Consider the following 16,423-nt stretch of genomic DNA (forward strand, 5'->3'; position numbering starts at 1 on the left):
GCATTATTAATTCGTAACGGGCAGATTCATTCCCGCCGCTATTAATTCCCGCCGATAAAGTCAGCCTTGCCAATATTCACACCCAGATGGCGCAGAATGTTGTAGGCCGTGGTGATGTGAAAATAGAAGTTCGGCATGGCAAATACGGTAACATAGCTGTGTGCGGTGAATTTGAGTTCATGGTTTTTGCCTTTCACTACGATTTCACGGGATTCGTCGCCTTCCAGTTTTGCGACATCCACGCTTTCGATAAAGCGCAGGGTTTTGGCGATACGTTCCTGTAACTGGGCAAACGTCACTTCATTGTCTTCCATCGCCGGTGCGGCAACGCCTGACAGACGGGCAATCGCGCCTTTGGACATATCACTGGTGATTTGCACCTGACGCGCCAGAGGATACATATCATCAGCCAGACGGGTATTCAGGACTTCTTCTTCTGATTTTCCGTTTTCCTTTGCCCATGCCGCGCCCTTCTCCAGCAATGCTGAAAGGTTCTTTAAACCACGAACAAACTGTGCTGCCGTACTGCCATAAAGAGATGCTGACATGATGCTTCCTTAGTAAGTGAAGTGTTAGAACAACCGGCGCTACATTAGCGCGTTCCGTTCTAAACAGCGCGACGTTTTATAGCAGTGAAGTGTGACGAAATGCTGGTTTGCGACACACTTCCCTCTTTTTGTCAGAGCATGTAAAGACATCCCGGTGTGGATCAATTCTTGCATTCAATACCCCCGCAAAAAACATCTGACAGAGGACTACTGATGACCATCACCTTTATTGCACACTCCACGCCCGAACCTGCGTTGTACGGCGCGATGGCAGCGATACTTGCTGAACTCCGCGCTTTGCCGCTGTGTCACTTTCCCGTCAGTCATGATGCACAACGTTACCCGAATGCCCGTCAGCACGTGACGGCGCAGGGACACGCACTGACCAGCGGACTGGTGTGGCTTGAGCGCCTGACCGGGCGCGGTGCGGGTGAAGAGTCCGGCCTTGAATCTCTGATATATCGGGCACTTAAAGAAGATATCGTCGTGCCGCTGCGTGAACCGTTACCCGCCGGGCTGGCGGCACAAATCACGGAACAGGACATAGAAATTGAGTCACTGACCGTGGTACGCACTCAGGATAAATTTCAGCTCGAAGACTGCCTCACCGGCAAAATTCGCAGTAATGGCTGGGGGCGCGATGCCTTCGGCCGCTGGGCGTTAGGCTCCGTCTCACAGCCGGTGATGCGGGCAGGAAAAACCCTGCGCGTGGCGCTGGTGGGCGATTTTGCCGAGCAGCGCGACAGCTATCCGGCGATGCTCGCTGCACTGGGAGACGCCGCCGATGCACTGGCAATGAACATTGACGTGGTTTATGTGACCGCCGCGTTACTGGGCAGTCAGCTCGACTGCACGCTTTGCGATGTCGATGGCATTATCTTGCCGGGAGCGACGTTAACGTCAGGCGATCATCAGGCCAGCCCGCTGGCGACCGCCGCATGGGCACTGGAAAACCGCACCCCGGTGCTGGGTATCAATCAGGGAATGCATCAGATGGTGACGGCGCTGGGCCAGAAAGTGCTCGGGCCGGATCGCGTGGTGATGCACGGCCCGTCAACGCTGGGCAGTCTGCAAACCGGTCTGCCGCTCGCCGAGCACGCGCAGCCGCGGCTGGGGAATCATCCGGTCATCACCCGCAATGGCAGCCTGCTGGCGAATAAAATGGGCGACGAATTTACGCTGCGCTATAACCAGCGCCGCTATCTGAATCCGCATTTGCTGGCGGAACTGGAATGTACGGGATTGCGGATTTCAGGTTATGACGAAAGCGCCGAACAGGCGCAGGCGGTAGAACTGGATAATCATCCGTTCTTTATGGGCGTTCAGGGGCAGCCGGAGCTGATGTCGCGCCGCGAACGTCCGAATCCGCTGCTGATGGCGTTTCTGCAACAGGTGCGTCAGAGTAACCGTGAGCGGGATGTCAGCCACGCGGCGCTGACTCAAAGCGTGCGGTTAAAGCATCCGCACCTGCTGATGGGCTGATTGACAGAAAGTTAGCTGCCGCGATAGGTCGAGTAAGAGTACGCACTGATCAGGAGCGGCAGATGGTAATGATCCTGCTCGCCGTCGATCATCACATCAATAATTGCCGAGTGATAAAGCGTGTCGCGCCCGGTCGCTTTGAAATACGCGCCGATGTCGGCACATAACCGGTAATGGCCGCAAGCCACCGGTTCAGGCGTTAATTTCGCGGCGCGCCCGTCAGCGTCGGTTTGGCTTTCGCTGATAACCGTGATTTTCTGCCCTTCAAGGCTTTCCAGCCAGACGCGCACATTGGCTGCGGGCTGGCCCAGAGAGGTATCGAGAATATGCGTGGTAATGCGGGTCATGGCTGGAATATCTCCTTTAAACGCAGAAGGGTGATTTCTTTAAGCTGCTGAGCAGTTTCCTGATATTCGGCGTCCGGTGAGTTCTTCAGACGTCGTTGCAGATTCTCGAGGATTTCTTCTGAACTGCGCCCTTTGGCGCGGATCAAAAATACCCGCCCGAAGCGTTGTTCATAGCGCAGATTACCTTCATGCAGCGCATCAATCACCGTTTGCTGGCTGATATTGAGCGTCGCCTGTTCGCCACGGGAAAGCTGCGCTTCCTGACTGGCACCGCTGGCGCGTTCACCGATGCGCGGATGCGCCGACAGCGCCTGAGTAATATCTTGCGGCTGCCAGTTTTCGCAGGCAGAACCGGCGCTTTGCAGCACCTCTTCCACGCAAGTGTAAGGCCGCATGTCACTGACCGTTTTCGCCCAGGCCGGAATATTCACCAGCGGGCGCAACAGCGCCACGGCTTCGAATTCGGATAACGCATTAAATTCTTCCGGGGTCATAAATGCCCCTCACTGAAACTCAGCACCGTATTGATATACGCCTGCACCGCGTAAGCCACGTCACCGGTGGTGACGGATTCATCGGGATGATGGCTGATGCCGTCTTTGCAGCGCACAAACAACATGCCGACCGGCCAGCATTCGGCGATAGCAATCGCGTCATGTCCGGCGCCGCTTGGCAGTGACATCGCCTGCCCCTGCAATTGCAGAACGCTCTGACTCAGACGGTGCTGCAAACCGGCGCTGCACGTCGTCGCGCTGATACCGTAAAACTGTTCGGCGGCAAACGCCAGCCCGCGCCGGGCGGCGATATCCCGCCCTTTCGCCAGCAGCGTTTCCAGCAGCGCAGAGAGATCATCATCACGCGGACCACGGACATCCAGCGACAATTTCACCTGCCCCGGAATAACGTTCACCGCGCCCGGCAGGCATTCGAGCGTGCCGACGGTGGCCACCAGATTGCGGCCGGTGGTCGTGGTGATACTTTCAATCGCCAGCGTCCATTCGGCGGCGGCGGTCAGGGCGTCCTGACGCTGCCCCATCGGCACGGTGCCGGCATGTCCGGCGTGACCGGTAAATTCGCAATTAAGGCGACGCGCACCGTTGATGGCGGTAACAACACCGAGCGGCACATCTGCCGCCTGCAGGCACGGCCCCTGCTCGATATGCAATTCCAGATAAGCGCAGAAATCGCTGACCGCACGCTGTGACGCGCCGATCTTCAGCGGATCCAGCCCGAAATTCTGCATGGCTTGTGCGACCGAAATCCCCTTCGCGTCCTGACGTTCCAGCCAGTCCGCTGGCCAGGTGCCGGTCAGCCCGCGACTGCCGAGCAGCGTGATACCAAAGCGAGTGCCTTCTTCGTCGCAAAACCCGACAATTTCCACCGCCATCGGCAAGCGGATGCCGTTCTGATGCAAATGCGCCACCACTTCCAGCGCGGTCAGCACGCCGAGCGGACCGTCGTAACGCCCCGCATTACGCACGCTATCGAGATGCGAACCGAGCAGCAGCGCAGGCGCAGAAGCGTCCAGCCCTTCGTAGCGTCCGCAAATATTACCGACGCCGTCCTGCCAGACGCGCATACCTGCGGCAGTCATCCATTCGCTCACCAGACGGTTGGCCTGCAAATGTTCTTCGGAAAGATACACACGGGTCAGTTGTCCCGGCATTTCACTGATGGCGGCGAGTGCGTCGCAGCGCGCCATCACCCGTTCAGCGGCAAATTTTGCGCTTTCGGAAACCGCAGCCAGCGTAAAGGCTTCAGCCATTACTGACCTCCTGCGTAATGATCCCAGGCAGCCTGCGCCCCTGCGCCGTATTTCGACGCAAAGCCCAGACGGTTAAGCACGGCTTCCAGCGCCACCAGGGTTTGCAACACGCAGTCTTTACGCGCGTTGTAGCCCATGGTGCCAATACGCCAGATTTTCCCGGCCAGCGGACCAAACGAAGTACCGATTTCAATGCTGAAATCGTTGAGCATCATCTGACGAACCTGTTCGCCGTGAACGCCCTGCGGGATCACCACGCCGAGTACGTTATTCATGCGGTGGTTCAGGTCGCCAAATACTTCCAGCCCCATGCCCTGAATGCCTGCCAGCAACGCGCCGCCGTGCAATTTGTGGCGTGCAATGCCGGTATCGAGCCCTTCTTCCAGAATGATGCGGGCACATTCGCGTGCGGCAAACAGCATGCTGGTGGCTTCGGTATGGTGATTCAGACGCTCCGGGCCCCAGTAATCCATGATCATGCCCAGATCGAAATAGTTGGAGTAGATCATCTCTTCGTCACCGTCGGCGTGATCGGCGGTACGGATGCCTTCTTCCACGCATTTACGGCGGCGGATTTGTTCTTCAAAGCGCGGGCTGATGGTCACCGGTGAACTGCCGGAAGGACCGCCAAGGCATTTTTGCAAACCGGCAGATACGGCATCTAAGCCCCAGGCGTCGGTTTCCAGCGGGTTGCCGCCAAAGGACGCCGTGGCATCGGAGTAGAACAGCACGCCGTGGCGACGACAGATTTCCCCCAGCTGTTCCAGCGGCTGCAACATGGTGGTGGACGTATCGCCCTGCACGGTCAGCAACCAGCGCGGTTTCACCGATTTAATCGCATCTTCGATTTGCTGCGGGTCAAACACTTCCCCCCACGGCGCTTCGAGGGTGTGCACTTCGGCACGGCAGCGGCGGGCGATTTCACACAGCAGATGTCCGAAACGGCCAAACACCGGCACCAGGACTTTATCGCCCGGACGGATACCGGAAAGCAGCACGGCTTCTATCCCGGCGCGCGAGGTGCCGTCGATCAGAAACGTCCACTGGTTTTCGGTTTTGTACAGCGCGCGGTACAGCGCCATCACTTCGTTCATGTAGCCGGTCATGACCGGATCATATTGCCCGACCAGCTGGCTCGCCATCGCCCGCAATACACGCGGATCAGCATTGATCGGCCCCGGCCCCATCAGCAGACGGGTCGGCGGGTTGATTTGTCCGGGAGAGATGAAATCTGACATAGTTAATCCTTTAAAATATTAGCTTGCGGCAGCTTCGTTCAAACCGCGGACCGAAGCGATAAATTGTTTCAGTTCTGGCGTTTTCGGGTTGGCAAACAGCGCCCGGCTTTCGCCCTGTTCCCACACGGTGCCCTGATGCATGAACACCACGCGGTCGCCCACCTCACGGGCAAAATTCATTTCGTGCGTCACCAGCACCAGCGTCATGCCCTCTTTCGCCAGTTGCTCGAGCACTTTCAATACTTCGCCGACCAGTTCGGGATCCAGCGCCGAGGTGATTTCATCACACAGCAGCACTTTCGGCGTCATCGCCAGCGCACGGGCAATCGCCACACGTTGTTGCTGGCCGCCGGAAAGATTCGACGGGTAATAATCCATCCGATCCGCCAGCCCGACTTTAGCCAGCATCTGCGCGGCAAGTTCACGGCATTCGGCGGCAGACTTTTTCAGCACACGGCGCGGTGCCAGCATGACGTTTTCCAGCGCGGTCATGTGCGGGAAAAGGTTGAAGCTCTGGAATACCATGCCCACGGAACGGCTGATGTCACGCGCCTGCGAATCGCGGTCGGTGATGGTCATACCGCCCAGTTTGATGCTGCCATCCTGATAGCCTTCCAGCCCGTTCATGCAGCGCAGCAGCGTACTTTTTCCTGAACCGCTGCGCCCGATGATTGAAATCACTTCGCCGCTGTCGATATCCAGATCCACGCCTTTCAGTACGTGGTTCTGGCCGTAAAATTTCTGAACCTGGTTGATGGTGATCAGTGGCATTACTGTTTCTCTCCACGCAATGATTTTTCTAAATGCTGGCTGTAACGCGACAGCGGATAGCACATCAGGAAGTAGCCCAGCGCCACTAATCCAAACACTTTAAACGGCTGATAGGTCACATTGTTCAGCATCGTTCCGGCTTTGGTCAGTTCGACAAACCCGATAATCGACGCCAGCGCTGTGCCCTTCACCACCTGTACGGAAAACCCGACGGTCGGCGCGATGGCAATCCGCAGCGCCTGCGGGGTGATCACCCGCCACAGCGTTTGCCCGAAATTCAGGCCGAGGCAGCGCGACGCTTCCCACTGACCTTTCGGTAACGCGGCAATGCTGCCACTCCAGATATCCACCAGATAGGCGCTGGTGTAAAGCGTCAGCGCCAGCGCAGCCGCCGTCCACGGGCTGACGTTGATTCCAAACAGCCCGAGGCCAAAGAAAGCCAGAAACAGCTGCATCAGCAACGGCGTGCCCTGAAACAGCTCGGAATATAAACGCACAAACCGCGTTGGCCAGCGGCGTTTGGTCAGGCGCAATAACAGCAGCGGCAAGGTCACCAGCGTGCCACCGATAAACGCGGTCAGCGAAAGCAGCAACGTCCAGCGAGCCGCCAGCAGGAGATTGCGCACAATGTCCCAGTCGGTGAAAGTCATCATCAGTTTTCACTCCCAAAGACACGGCGTCCGGCGAGCAGTAACAACTGACGCATCGCCACTGACAACAGCAAATAGAACAAGGTAGTGACCAGATACACTTCAAAACTGAGGAAAGTCCGCGACTGAATTAAGTTTGCGGCAAACGTCAGTTCTTCATAGGACACCTGCGATACCACCGAAGACCCGAGCATCACGATAATGCACTGGCTGACCAGCGACGGATAAATGCGTTTCAGCGACGGCGGCAGCACGATGCGCAGGAAGGTCTGGCTGCGCGTTAATCCCAGCACGCGCCCGGCTTCCCACTGGCCTTTCGGCGTCACCTGAATACCGGCGCGGATAATTTCGGTGCTGTACGCGCCGAGGTTAATCAGCATCGCCAGCAGCGCCGCCTCACCGGCGGTCATTTTCAGGCCGATGGCCGGCAGGCCAAAGACGATGAAAAACAGCTGCACCACAAACGGCGTATTACGGATGGCTTCGACATAAATGCCCCAGACCGTCCGCAGGGTTTTATGGTTGCCACAGCGGATGGCCGCGCCGCAAATCCCGATTGCGACGCCGCCAATGGTTGCCAGAACCGTCAGCTCAATGGTGGTCCATAATCCGGCCAGCAGTTCCGGCATATAAGGCCACAGCGCGCTAAAGTTAAGCTGATAGGTCATGAAAGATCTCCGTCAAAACCCTGATCACGCGCCGATGGAAGCTGGCAGCGGCGCCTTCATCCATTTTTCAGACAACGTATTCAGCGTCTTATCTTTAATGCCTTCGGCGATCAGTTCATTCACTTTGTCTTTCAGTGCCGGTTCGTCTTTACGCAGCCCGACGTAGCACGGCGAATCTTTCAGCATCACTTTCGAAACCGGGGCTTTAGCCGGATTCATACGGGCAATGGCAGCCACCACCAGGTTGCCGGTAGCGATGTATTCCACCTGACCGGACAGATATGCAGACAGCGTAGTGTTGTTGTCTTCGTAACGCTGAATTTTGGCGTCTTTCGGAGCGACATCCGTCAGCGCCAGATCTTCCACCGCGCCACGGGTCACGCCGATGGTTTTGCCGGACAGTGCTTTCAGGTCGGACAGTTTGTCACCCTGCGCGCCAAACACGCCGAGGAAGAACGGTGCATAGGCATTGCTGAAGTCGATCACTTTTTCACGCTCAGCGTTTTTACCGAGGCTGGAAATCACCAGATCGACTTTATCGGTTTGCAGATAAGGCACACGGTTGGCGCTGGTGACTGGCACCAGTTGCAACTTAAGTTTCATCTTATCGGCCAGATACTGCGCCATATCGATGTCATACCCTTCCGGCTGCAAATCCTTGCTCACCGAACCAAACGGCGGGAAATCCTGAGGGACAGCCACGCGCAGCACGCCGCGCTTTTGAATATCCTGCAACTGATCGGCCATTACGCCCGATGCCTGAAGCACCAGCATTGCCGCACCTGCCCAAGCCAACAGCCGTTTGTTCATGTTCATAGATTATCTCCGGTGAAAAGTTTTTGGAACGATAGATTCTTATATTTAAAACTTTGCAACGAATGTGCCAAAAGCGACGCAGCGGAAAAAATGTGCGCAAAGTCACGGTATGACAAGGAATTAGAAAACAGCGGGCGGGATCAGACGCGGTTAATTTGCCCTGAACCAGGGCAAAAAGCGTGAGGTGATGAAAAACAGGATGCACTGAAATCGTGCGAAAGCACCAGAAAAGCGCCGGTTTTGTTCCTCAGACGGGAATCAGCGCTGCTCAAGTTCATCCAGCGCGTTATACAAATCGCTTATCTGATGAATGCGCTGACGGCCAGAGGCGAGAATATCGTGCAGCAGCGCGTTGCTGAGTAAATTCGCCAGACTCATGGCGGAAGAATAGCTGTCGAACGCCGATACGCTGTCGAGCGGCGCAGCCAGATGCCAGCTGGCGAGCGGGATAAGCGTCTGCGCCTGTGGTTCACAAATCAGCAGCACCGGCACGCCAAGCGACTGTAACTGCGTCAGAATTTCCTTCGCCATACGCGGTCTGCGGCGGAAAGCCACAAAAATCACCACATCCTGCGCAGTGAGATCTACCAGTTCTTCCGCCAGCGTCTGCCCCGGTTGCGGCATGATCATCACGCCTGGACGCACCTGAATCAGCTGCTGACGCAGGTGCAGCGCCACCGGATAACTGTTGCGAAAACCCAGCAAACGCACCTGTCGCGCCTGACTCAGGGCGGTGATCAGCGCACCAAACTGTGCGCCATCGATCTGGTTAATCCACTGCGTCAGGTTTGCCATTTCCTGCTTATAGTGCCGCGATAACAAGGTGTTACCCTGCACCGCGTCACGGCTGTCGGTCAGCGGCATCCCGCTCTGGCGCAGGGTGCGCATTTCATCGCGCATATCGCGATAACTCGGGTAACCGAGACGCTTGAACAGGCGGCTGACCGTGGCTTTCGATACGCCGCTAAGCCGCGCCAGCTCTGCGCTGTTGTAGCTCATCAGGTCGTCGATACTGGCTAAAATAAAATCGGCCACCCGCTGTTCCTGCGGCGTCAGTTCTGCGTAATGGTCACGCAGACGCTCATCAATCTGTTTCATCTTTTCCCCTAACCCTTGGGTATTTGTAACCAATGTTTCAGCGGAACATACCATGCACTAAGCTTGCCAATGCAAGCTAAATTATGTGGGAAAGCCACCAGGTTCTGCGGATGTGGAACACCTCTTGCTTAACTTTATCCCTACGCGCCCAAAACCCTGCAAGCACGGGCAGCATTAAAAAAGCGTCTCAAAAAAGGACATCGCATGATTAACAGTAACAGCGCACCGTTGGGTATGGCGGTCACACCTCATCATCTGGCGAGCCAGAGTGCGCTTGCGGTATTGCGCGAGGGCGGCAATGCCATCGAAGCGATGGTAGCCGCAGCCGCCACCATTGCCGTGGTGTATCCGCATATGAACGGGCTGGGCGGCGATGGCTTCTGGCTGATTGTGCCACCACAGGGCAATCCGGTGGCGATAGATGCCAGCGGTGCGGCAGGCTCCCTGGCCTCTCTCGATTTCTACGCCGGTGAAACCCATATTCCACACCGTGGCCCGAAAGCGGCACTGACGGTGGCAGGCACCGTCGGCGGCTGGCAGGAAGCGCTGAAGGTGTCGGCTGAATTTGGCGGCGAGCAAAAACCGCTTTCGCGCCTGCTGCGTGACGCCATCCGTTACGCTGCGGACGGCATTCCGGTGACCGCTTCTCAGGAAGCCGCCACCCGCGCCAAGCAACATGAACTGAAAGATTTCCGTACTTTTGCCGACGTTTTTCTGCCGAACGGCGAGGTGCCGCGTGCCGGAAACCGTTTCACCCAGCCGCAGCTGGCGCAGACGTTATCCATGCTGTGCGAAGACGGGCTGAACAGTTTCTATCGCGGTGAGCTGGCTGACAATATGGCCGCCGACATGGAAAAACTCGGTATGCCGGTGACCCGCGCCGATCTGGCCGCATACAAACCGCAGCGCCGTGTACCGCTGCGTCTCAAACACAGTAAAGGCGAAATCTACAATCTGACACCACCGACGCAGGGGCTGGTTTCGCTGGCGATCCTCGGGCTGACCGACCGTCTGCCGCTGGAAACCATGGATGAAAGCGCGACCATTCACAGCATTGTCGAAGCCACCAAACTGGCGTTCGGCCTGCGCGACCGTTTCATCACCGATCCGCGCATGATGACGCAGGACGCCCAGAGCCTGCTTGATCCGCAGTATCTCGACGCCCTTGCCACCCGCATCAAACCGCACAGCGCCGCCGACTGGGGCAAAGGCAAAGGCCCGGGCGATACCGTCTGGATGGGCGTGATGGACAGCAGCGGGCTGGCGGTGTCGTTTATCCAGAGCATTTATCACGAATTTGGCAGTGGCGTCGTGCTGCCGGGCAGCGGCGTATTGTGGCAAAACCGTGGGGCGTCCTTCAGCCTCGACGCCAGCCATTTACTGGCACTGGCACCGGGAAAACAGCCATTCCACACCCTGAACCCCGCCGCCGCACGCTTATACGACGGACGCACGATGGTTTACGGCTCGATGGGCGGTGACGGCCAGCCGCAAACACAGGCGGCGGTATTCATCCGCCACGTGGTGCAGGGACAATCTTTGCAGCAGGCCATCAGCGGTCCGCGCTGGCTGCTGGGCCGCACCTGGGGCGAAAGCTCGGATTCGCTGAAACTGGAAGGCCGTTTCGCCTATCCGACGCTGGCCGGGCTGAGACAGCGCGGTCACGACGTCGAGCTGTTGCCGGATTTCAGCGAAGCCGTCGGTCACGCCGGGGCGATTGTCCGCCACACCAACGGCATGTTTGAAGGTGCCTCCGACCCGCGCAGCAACGGCAGCGCCGCCGGATTTTGATCAGACTTCGCTCATAAGCATTGATAAGGAAGTAGCATGAAAAATACCCCCGCAGCGACGGACTGGGCCGCGTATATCCGCCAGATGGAATCCGTTCTGGCGCTGGAACTTGACGACATACGTCGTCAGGAATTGCTGGTGCAGTTCAGTCGTATCGCGCAAATGGCGCAACCGCTGATGGATTTACCGCTCGATTCGCGTCTGGAAATTGCCGGGGTGTATAGAGCATGAAGAGTGTATCGCGCATGAAATCGTTTGATAGCTTTACCGTCAGTCAGTTACATCAGGCGATTACGCAGGGTGAAATTTCAGCGACAGAAATTGCCAGCGCCACGCTCGACGCGGTTGAACAGGCCAATCCGGCCATCAACGCGTATACGCATATCACCCGCGAGCGCATGCTGAGTGAAGCCGCAAAAGTCGATAAAACCCGCGCCAGCGGAGCCACACTTGCGCCGCTGGCAGGCATTCCTTATGCGGTGAAAAATTTGCTGGACGTGGCCGGTGAAGTCACGCTGGCGGGCGCCAGCCTCAACAGCAGCAACGCCGCCGCCCGTCATGACGCATGGACGGTTTACCGTCTCGCCGCACAGGGCGCAATGCTTTCCGGCATGCTGAATATGGACGCTTACGCCTACGGTTTTACCACCGAGAACAGCCATTACGGCGCAACGCGTAACCCGCGGGATCTGGCACGCGTCGCCGGAGGATCTTCCGGTGGTTCAGCCGCCGCCGTGGCTGCCGGTCTGGTACATTTCACGCTCGGCAGCGATACCAACGGTTCCATTCGCGTGCCTTCTTCGCTGAGTGGCATTCTCGGCCTGAAACCCACCTTCGGGCGCATTTCACGTCGCGGCAGCCAGCCGTTTGTCGCAAGCCTCGATCATATCGGCCCGATGGCGCGATGCAGCGAAGATCTTTCGCAGGTGTATGACGCGATCCAGGGCACGGATCCGCAGGATCACTTCCAGGCTGATAAGCCGGTTACCGCAACATTTTCTCAGCTCGGACGCGGCCAGCAAGGTTTGCGCACGGCGGTGCTGGGCGGATATTTTGCGACCTGGTGCGACGAGCATGCCAAAGCTGCCGTGCGCCAAATTGCTCAGGCACTGGAAGCGCAGGAAGAAGTTGAGATGCCTCAGGCCGAACTGGCGCGTTCAGCGGCGTTTATCATCAGTGCCTCCGAAGGCGGCAATCAGTATTTGCCAAAATTGCGCAGCATTCCGCAACAGTTCGAGCCGCTGTCACGCGAGCGTTTACTGGCGGGCGCGATGATCCCTGCGGCGTGGTACGTGCAGGCACAGCGTTTTCGTCAGCATTTTCAGGAACAAATCTTGCCCTTGTTTGATCACTGGGACATTCTGATCGCACCTGCCACGCCGTGCCCGGCGACGCTTATCGGTCAGGAGACGATCAGAATTAACGGTCAGGATCTGCCAACCCGTGCCAATATGGGCATGCTGACTCAGCCGATTTCGTTCCTCGGTTTACCGGTGGTGACGGTGCCGGTCACAACATCGGCCGGTCTGCCGATAGGATTACAACTGATTGCGCCGCCGTGGCGAGAAGATCTGTGCCTGCGCGCAGCACGGGCGCTCGAACTTCAGGGAATAGTAAAAGTCAGCAGTTCTCCGGTGATGCCCGCGTAAAAACCGGCATCGCCGTTTTCAGGGTGAAGTAAAAAGAGTAAAGAGACGAAATCATGAAAACTGAACATATCGACCGCCCGGCGATCCTTGCCGAAATGAATGCGGCGTTTTATCGCTATGAACAGGCGCTGATCACAAATGATACAGACGTCCTCGACGAACTGTTCTGGCACGACCCGCGTACCGTGCGCTACGGTGCGGGAGAAAATCTTTACGGCATTGAAGCCATCCGCGCGTTCCGCTCAGCGCGATCGTCCCAGGGGTTAAACCGGGATCTGGTCAACACCACCATCACCACTTTTGGCGATGACATGGCGGTGGCCAGCACGGAATTTCGCCGCGAAGGGACGGACAAAATCGGGCGTCAGCAGCAAACGTGGGTGAAGATGGCGAGCGGATGGAAGATTGTGGCAGCCCATGTGAGTTTGATGATTTGACCGAACCATCGGGCGATTCAGCTTTGGAAAGCTGAGGAAACTTTTTTTCAGTTTCACCGGAGGGGAGTTTTGGTTATCACCAAGATGAAACCTGAACGGTGACAATTTCGGTTTTTCAATAACAGCGATCACTTGTCGCGCTGCGCCGAAACCGCCCAAAAGGGGCCAGGACGGGCCCCTCTTGGATCTCCCACGTCTTTTAACTGCGCGCTATCGCAGGCATGACGGACATGTTCCGGTAGAGCAGAGAGTAGCGCAAAATATTGCCGCTTCGCGGTTCCTTCTCTCGGTCTTCGAGCCTGTGGTCTCGAAGCCGCTCCGTTCAGCAAAATTTTTGATCACGCCAATGCACTTTTCTAAAAGATGAAAGCAGTCTGCCTTTGAATTTAAAATCGCGCGGGCGATTCAGAAATCTTGCCGAACGGAGCGGCCTGAAGACCTAAGGCTTCAGGACCGAGAGAGGGAACCGCGCAGCGGCAAGATTTCCAGCCTGTCACGGTGATACCTGAAACATATTATCTAGCGATAGCGCGCAGTGAAAAAGCGCGGGAGTCCAGAGGGCGCGCGCTTACGCGTCCTCTGGGCCAGTTTGGGCGGCGAGCCCAAGGTGTTGAATTTCGAGATTAAACACCGAAATGTTTAACCCAATGGTCGGCAATGTCCTGCCGCTTACAAACCCACACCTTCTCATGTGACCCGATGTAATCGAGAAACCGCTGCAAAGCGCGAAATCTCCCCGGACGGCCAAGGATCCGACAATGCATCCCGATCGACATCATTTTCGGTGAGGTTTCCCCCTCTTCATACAACACGTCAAACGTGTCTTTCAGATAGGTGTAGAACTGCTCGCCGGTGTTAAAACCCTGCGGGGAAGCAAACCGCATGTCGTTGGTTTCCAATGTGTAAGGGATCACCAGATGCTGTTTTGTCTCCCCGTTTTCCAGCTTTACCGGCGTCCAGAACGGCAGGTCATCGCCGTAATAATCACTGTCATACTGGAATCCGTCAGACTCAGCCACCAGTTGGCGGGTGTTCGGGCTGTCGCGGCCGGTGTACCAACCGGTTGGCGCTTTGCCGAACAAATCTCGAAGAACCGTGATGGCTTTTTGCATGTGCTGCGATTCTTCGGCTTTGCTCATGTCCTGATAGTGGATCCAGCGCCAGCCGTGGCTGACAACGTCGTAATCCGCCGCTTTGATCGCGCTGACGATTTCCGGGTTACGCGCCAGCGCCATCGCCACGCCGAAAACGGTCAGCGGCAGGCCACGCTTTTGAAATTCATTATGAATGCGCCAGAAACCGGCGCGGGAACCGTATTCGTACAGGGAATCCATCGACATGTGGCGGTCGGGGAAACTGGCGGCACCGATGATGTCAGACAGGAATTGCTCGGAACCGGCATCACCGTGCAAAACGTTATTTTCTGCGCCCTCTTCGTAATTGAGAACAAACTGCACCGCAATGCGCGCATTGCCTGGCCAGTTAGCGTGTGGCGGGCGTCCGGCATAACCGATTAAGTCGCGCGGGTAAGCATCAGTAAAACCGTACTCGAAATCAGACATAGTGTTCTCTCAGATTCAGTCCGGCAAAACGGCCAGACAAGGGTTTTTCCAGCGGATAATCCAGGCAGCCGTGCTTACTGGTCGTCAGTCGCAACGCCGCCAGCGACTCGATCATTTTGACCGCCGCGCTGACGCCGTCGATCACCGGTATATTCAGCTCCAGCGTCAGTTCCTGCGCCAGATCGGCCATTCCGCCGCAACCGAGCACAATCGCCCCGCTGCCGTCGGATTTTTTAGCCGCGATACATTGCTCGCGCACTTTCTGCTGCGCCAGTCCGCTGCCATCTTCGAGCGATAACACCGGCAAATCGATGGCGTGCAAAGCCGCGCAGTGACGCTCAAATCCGTACTGATGCAGCAAATGCCGGGCAATAGTCAGCGTGCGGGGCAGCGTCGTGACGACAGAGAATCGCGTCGCCAGCATGGTTGCCAGATGCATCGCGGCTTCGGCGATACCGACAACCGGCGCCCGTGCCAGTTCCCGTGCAGCCAGTAATCCGGGGTCACCGAAACAGGCAATAACGTGCCCGTCGACGCCGGCATCACGCCCGGCTTTTATCTGCTGCAACACGCCGAGCGTGGCAATCGCCTCGTCGAAATGTCCTTCAATAGACGGTGCGCCTTCTTCAGGACAAACGGCCAGAATCTGTGTATCCCGTGCTGCCACTGAACGGGCGGTTTGCGCCATCACTTCGGTCATCGCCAGACTGGTATTGGGATTAATCAGTTGTATACAAAGTGGATTCGCCATCAGTCAGAGTCCTTTTCTGTAACCGCCATCTGTGCGGCAAAAATCTGCGCGAAATCGGGCGTCGGTCCTTTGTTTTGCTCAAAGCGCAGGCTGGCGACGATGCTGTCAAAATGCTGCGCCATGCTGTTGGCCAATGCCGCGGTGTCGCGTTTTTTCAGCAGTTCCAGCAGATCGGCATGATCATGACAGCGGCACCCTTGCTGCCACGGCGCGCCCCAGGCGGCAATCGCCAGTGATGAACGTAATGTGAGCTGAGAAACGGATTCAGTCAGCACTTTGTTGCCTGAAATGGCCTGAAGCTGCACATGAAAAGCGGCAGACAAGCGGATTGCTGCGGCGCCGTCACGCTCGTCATGGGCACGTTTTTCTTCCTGTACCAGTTTCTTCAGCGCAACCAGATGTGTGGACTGACAACGCGCAATCACCAGCGGCAGGTTGGCACACTCAAGAATTTTACGGGTCGCGAAAACGTCACGTGCTTCAGCGGCATCCGGCGCGGTCACATGCGCACCACGCTTGGGCAATATCGTCACAAGTTGCACTGCGGCAAGGCGCTGTAACACCCGGCGGATACCCGTGCGACTGACAGAGAACACCTGGGCCAGTGCTTCTTCGGGTAATTTACTGCCGGGTAAAAGCTGGTGCTCAACAATAGATCGCACCAGCGCGTTATAAATATGGTCGTCCTTATCCTCGGTAAAATAGGCCGTATTCAGCCCGCTCCAACTGGTCATTGCTGTTACTCCGTATACCGTTTTGTGTATTTATCGTATACCTGAAATAGATTTTTTGTATACAAGAAGTGAAGTTTGGCCTGATTCATGCAGTGTTCCCGTGACTGCTTTTTAAC

18 protein-coding genes are annotated in these 16,423 nt (G+C 56.9%); 5 read left to right on the forward strand and 13 right to left on the reverse strand.

Going from position 1 to position 16,423, the window contains the following annotated elements:
* Window positions 1-41: 41 nt before the first annotated feature.
* The gene (locus tag D6C13_RS05485; RefSeq protein ID WP_120131809.1) at window positions 42-548 is read right to left on the reverse strand and encodes a DUF1993 domain-containing protein; all 507 of its coding nucleotides are present in this window, start codon (window positions 546-548) and stop codon (window positions 42-44) included.
* Window positions 549-761: 213 nt separating this feature from the next.
* On the opposite strand from D6C13_RS05485, the gene D6C13_RS05490 reads away from it, so the two are divergent.
* Window positions 762-2,030, forward strand: coding sequence for a glutamine amidotransferase-related protein (locus D6C13_RS05490; RefSeq protein WP_120131810.1), 1,269 nt, complete (start codon window positions 762-764; stop codon window positions 2,028-2,030).
* Between the two features lie 11 nt (window positions 2,031-2,041).
* Here the strand turns inward: D6C13_RS05490 and uraH are convergent, their stop codons facing one another.
* The 9 genes from uraH to D6C13_RS05535 all read right to left on the reverse strand — a co-directional run bounded on the left by uraH (window position 2,042) and on the right by D6C13_RS05535 (window position 9,383).
* A complete protein-coding gene (gene uraH, locus D6C13_RS05495; protein ID WP_120131811.1) occupies window positions 2,042-2,377 on the reverse strand; it encodes a hydroxyisourate hydrolase in 336 nt (111 codons plus the stop codon).
* Window positions 2,374-2,871 carry a 2-oxo-4-hydroxy-4-carboxy-5-ureidoimidazoline decarboxylase gene (uraD, locus tag D6C13_RS05500; protein WP_120131812.1) on the reverse strand — a complete coding sequence of 166 codons (498 nt, stop codon included), beginning with the start codon at window positions 2,869-2,871 and terminating at the stop codon, window positions 2,374-2,376. The genes uraH and uraD overlap by 4 nt, the downstream gene beginning before the upstream one ends.
* Window positions 2,868-4,142 (reverse strand): allantoate amidohydrolase, encoded by a 1,275-nt coding sequence (gene hpxK / locus D6C13_RS05505; protein ID WP_120131813.1) that lies wholly within the window; start codon window positions 4,140-4,142, stop codon window positions 2,868-2,870. Before hpxK ends, uraD begins: the two co-directional genes overlap by 4 nt.
* The gene (locus D6C13_RS05510) at window positions 4,142-5,380 is read right to left on the reverse strand and encodes a pyridoxal-phosphate-dependent aminotransferase family protein (protein ID WP_120131814.1); all 1,239 of its coding nucleotides are present in this window, start codon (window positions 5,378-5,380) and stop codon (window positions 4,142-4,144) included. Before D6C13_RS05510 ends, hpxK begins: the two co-directional genes overlap by 1 nt.
* An 18-nt stretch (window positions 5,381-5,398) precedes the next feature.
* The gene (locus tag D6C13_RS05515; protein WP_120131815.1) at window positions 5,399-6,151 is read right to left on the reverse strand and encodes an amino acid ABC transporter ATP-binding protein; all 753 of its coding nucleotides are present in this window, start codon (window positions 6,149-6,151) and stop codon (window positions 5,399-5,401) included.
* Entirely contained in the window at window positions 6,151-6,801 is a 651-nt protein-coding gene (locus tag D6C13_RS05520) for an amino acid ABC transporter permease (RefSeq protein ID WP_095923153.1), read from the reverse strand. The genes D6C13_RS05515 and D6C13_RS05520 overlap by 1 nt, the downstream gene beginning before the upstream one ends.
* Before the next feature lie 2 nt (window positions 6,802-6,803).
* Window positions 6,804-7,469: an amino acid ABC transporter permease gene (locus D6C13_RS05525; RefSeq protein ID WP_120131816.1), complete on the reverse strand. Its 666-nt coding sequence runs from the start codon at window positions 7,467-7,469 to the stop codon at window positions 6,804-6,806.
* A 24-nt stretch (window positions 7,470-7,493) separates the two neighbouring features.
* Window positions 7,494-8,279, reverse strand: a complete 786-nt coding sequence (locus tag D6C13_RS05530; protein ID WP_208642865.1) for a transporter substrate-binding domain-containing protein — start codon at window positions 8,277-8,279, stop codon at window positions 7,494-7,496.
* Window positions 8,280-8,543: 264 nt separating this feature from the next.
* Window positions 8,544-9,383: a MurR/RpiR family transcriptional regulator gene (locus D6C13_RS05535; protein ID WP_120131818.1), complete on the reverse strand. Its 840-nt coding sequence runs from the start codon at window positions 9,381-9,383 to the stop codon at window positions 8,544-8,546.
* Between the two features lie 204 nt (window positions 9,384-9,587).
* On the opposite strand from D6C13_RS05535, the gene D6C13_RS05540 reads away from it, so the two are divergent.
* The 4 genes from D6C13_RS05540 to hpxZ are packed head-to-tail and all read left to right on the forward strand — an operon-like array spanning window position 9,588 to window position 13,260.
* Entirely contained in the window at window positions 9,588-11,174 is a 1,587-nt protein-coding gene (locus D6C13_RS05540; RefSeq protein WP_120131819.1) for a gamma-glutamyltransferase family protein, read from the forward strand.
* 36 nt (window positions 11,175-11,210) lie between these two features.
* The gene (gene hpxX / locus D6C13_RS05545; protein ID WP_120131820.1) at window positions 11,211-11,405 is read left to right on the forward strand and encodes an oxalurate catabolism protein HpxX; all 195 of its coding nucleotides are present in this window, start codon (window positions 11,211-11,213) and stop codon (window positions 11,403-11,405) included.
* Between the two features lie 14 nt (window positions 11,406-11,419).
* Window positions 11,420-12,823: an AtzE family amidohydrolase gene (locus D6C13_RS05550; RefSeq protein WP_120131869.1), complete on the forward strand. Its 1,404-nt coding sequence runs from the start codon at window positions 11,420-11,422 to the stop codon at window positions 12,821-12,823.
* A gap of 53 nt (window positions 12,824-12,876) precedes the next feature.
* Window positions 12,877-13,260 carry an oxalurate catabolism protein HpxZ gene (gene hpxZ / locus D6C13_RS05555; protein WP_120131821.1) on the forward strand — a complete coding sequence of 128 codons (384 nt, stop codon included), beginning with the start codon at window positions 12,877-12,879 and terminating at the stop codon, window positions 13,258-13,260.
* Window positions 13,261-13,883: 623 nt separating this feature from the next.
* On the opposite strand, the gene puuE is transcribed toward hpxZ, so the two are convergent.
* Genes puuE through D6C13_RS05570 form a run of 3 tightly spaced genes read right to left on the reverse strand, consistent with a single transcriptional unit; the run spans window position 13,884 to window position 16,307 of the window.
* Entirely contained in the window at window positions 13,884-14,822 is a 939-nt protein-coding gene (gene puuE, locus D6C13_RS05560; protein WP_120131822.1) for an allantoinase PuuE, read from the reverse strand.
* Window positions 14,815-15,573, reverse strand: a complete 759-nt coding sequence (locus D6C13_RS05565) for an aspartate/glutamate racemase family protein (protein ID WP_120131823.1) — start codon at window positions 15,571-15,573, stop codon at window positions 14,815-14,817. Before D6C13_RS05565 ends, puuE begins: the two co-directional genes overlap by 8 nt.
* A complete protein-coding gene (locus tag D6C13_RS05570) occupies window positions 15,573-16,307 on the reverse strand; it encodes a GntR family transcriptional regulator (RefSeq protein WP_120131824.1) in 735 nt (244 codons plus the stop codon). The genes D6C13_RS05565 and D6C13_RS05570 overlap by 1 nt, the downstream gene beginning before the upstream one ends.
* Window positions 16,308-16,423 lie beyond the last annotated feature (116 nt).

The sequence above is a fragment of the Rahnella woolbedingensis genome, from assembly GCF_003602095.1.
Taxonomy (GTDB): Bacteria; Pseudomonadota; Gammaproteobacteria; order Enterobacterales; family Enterobacteriaceae; genus Rahnella; species Rahnella woolbedingensis.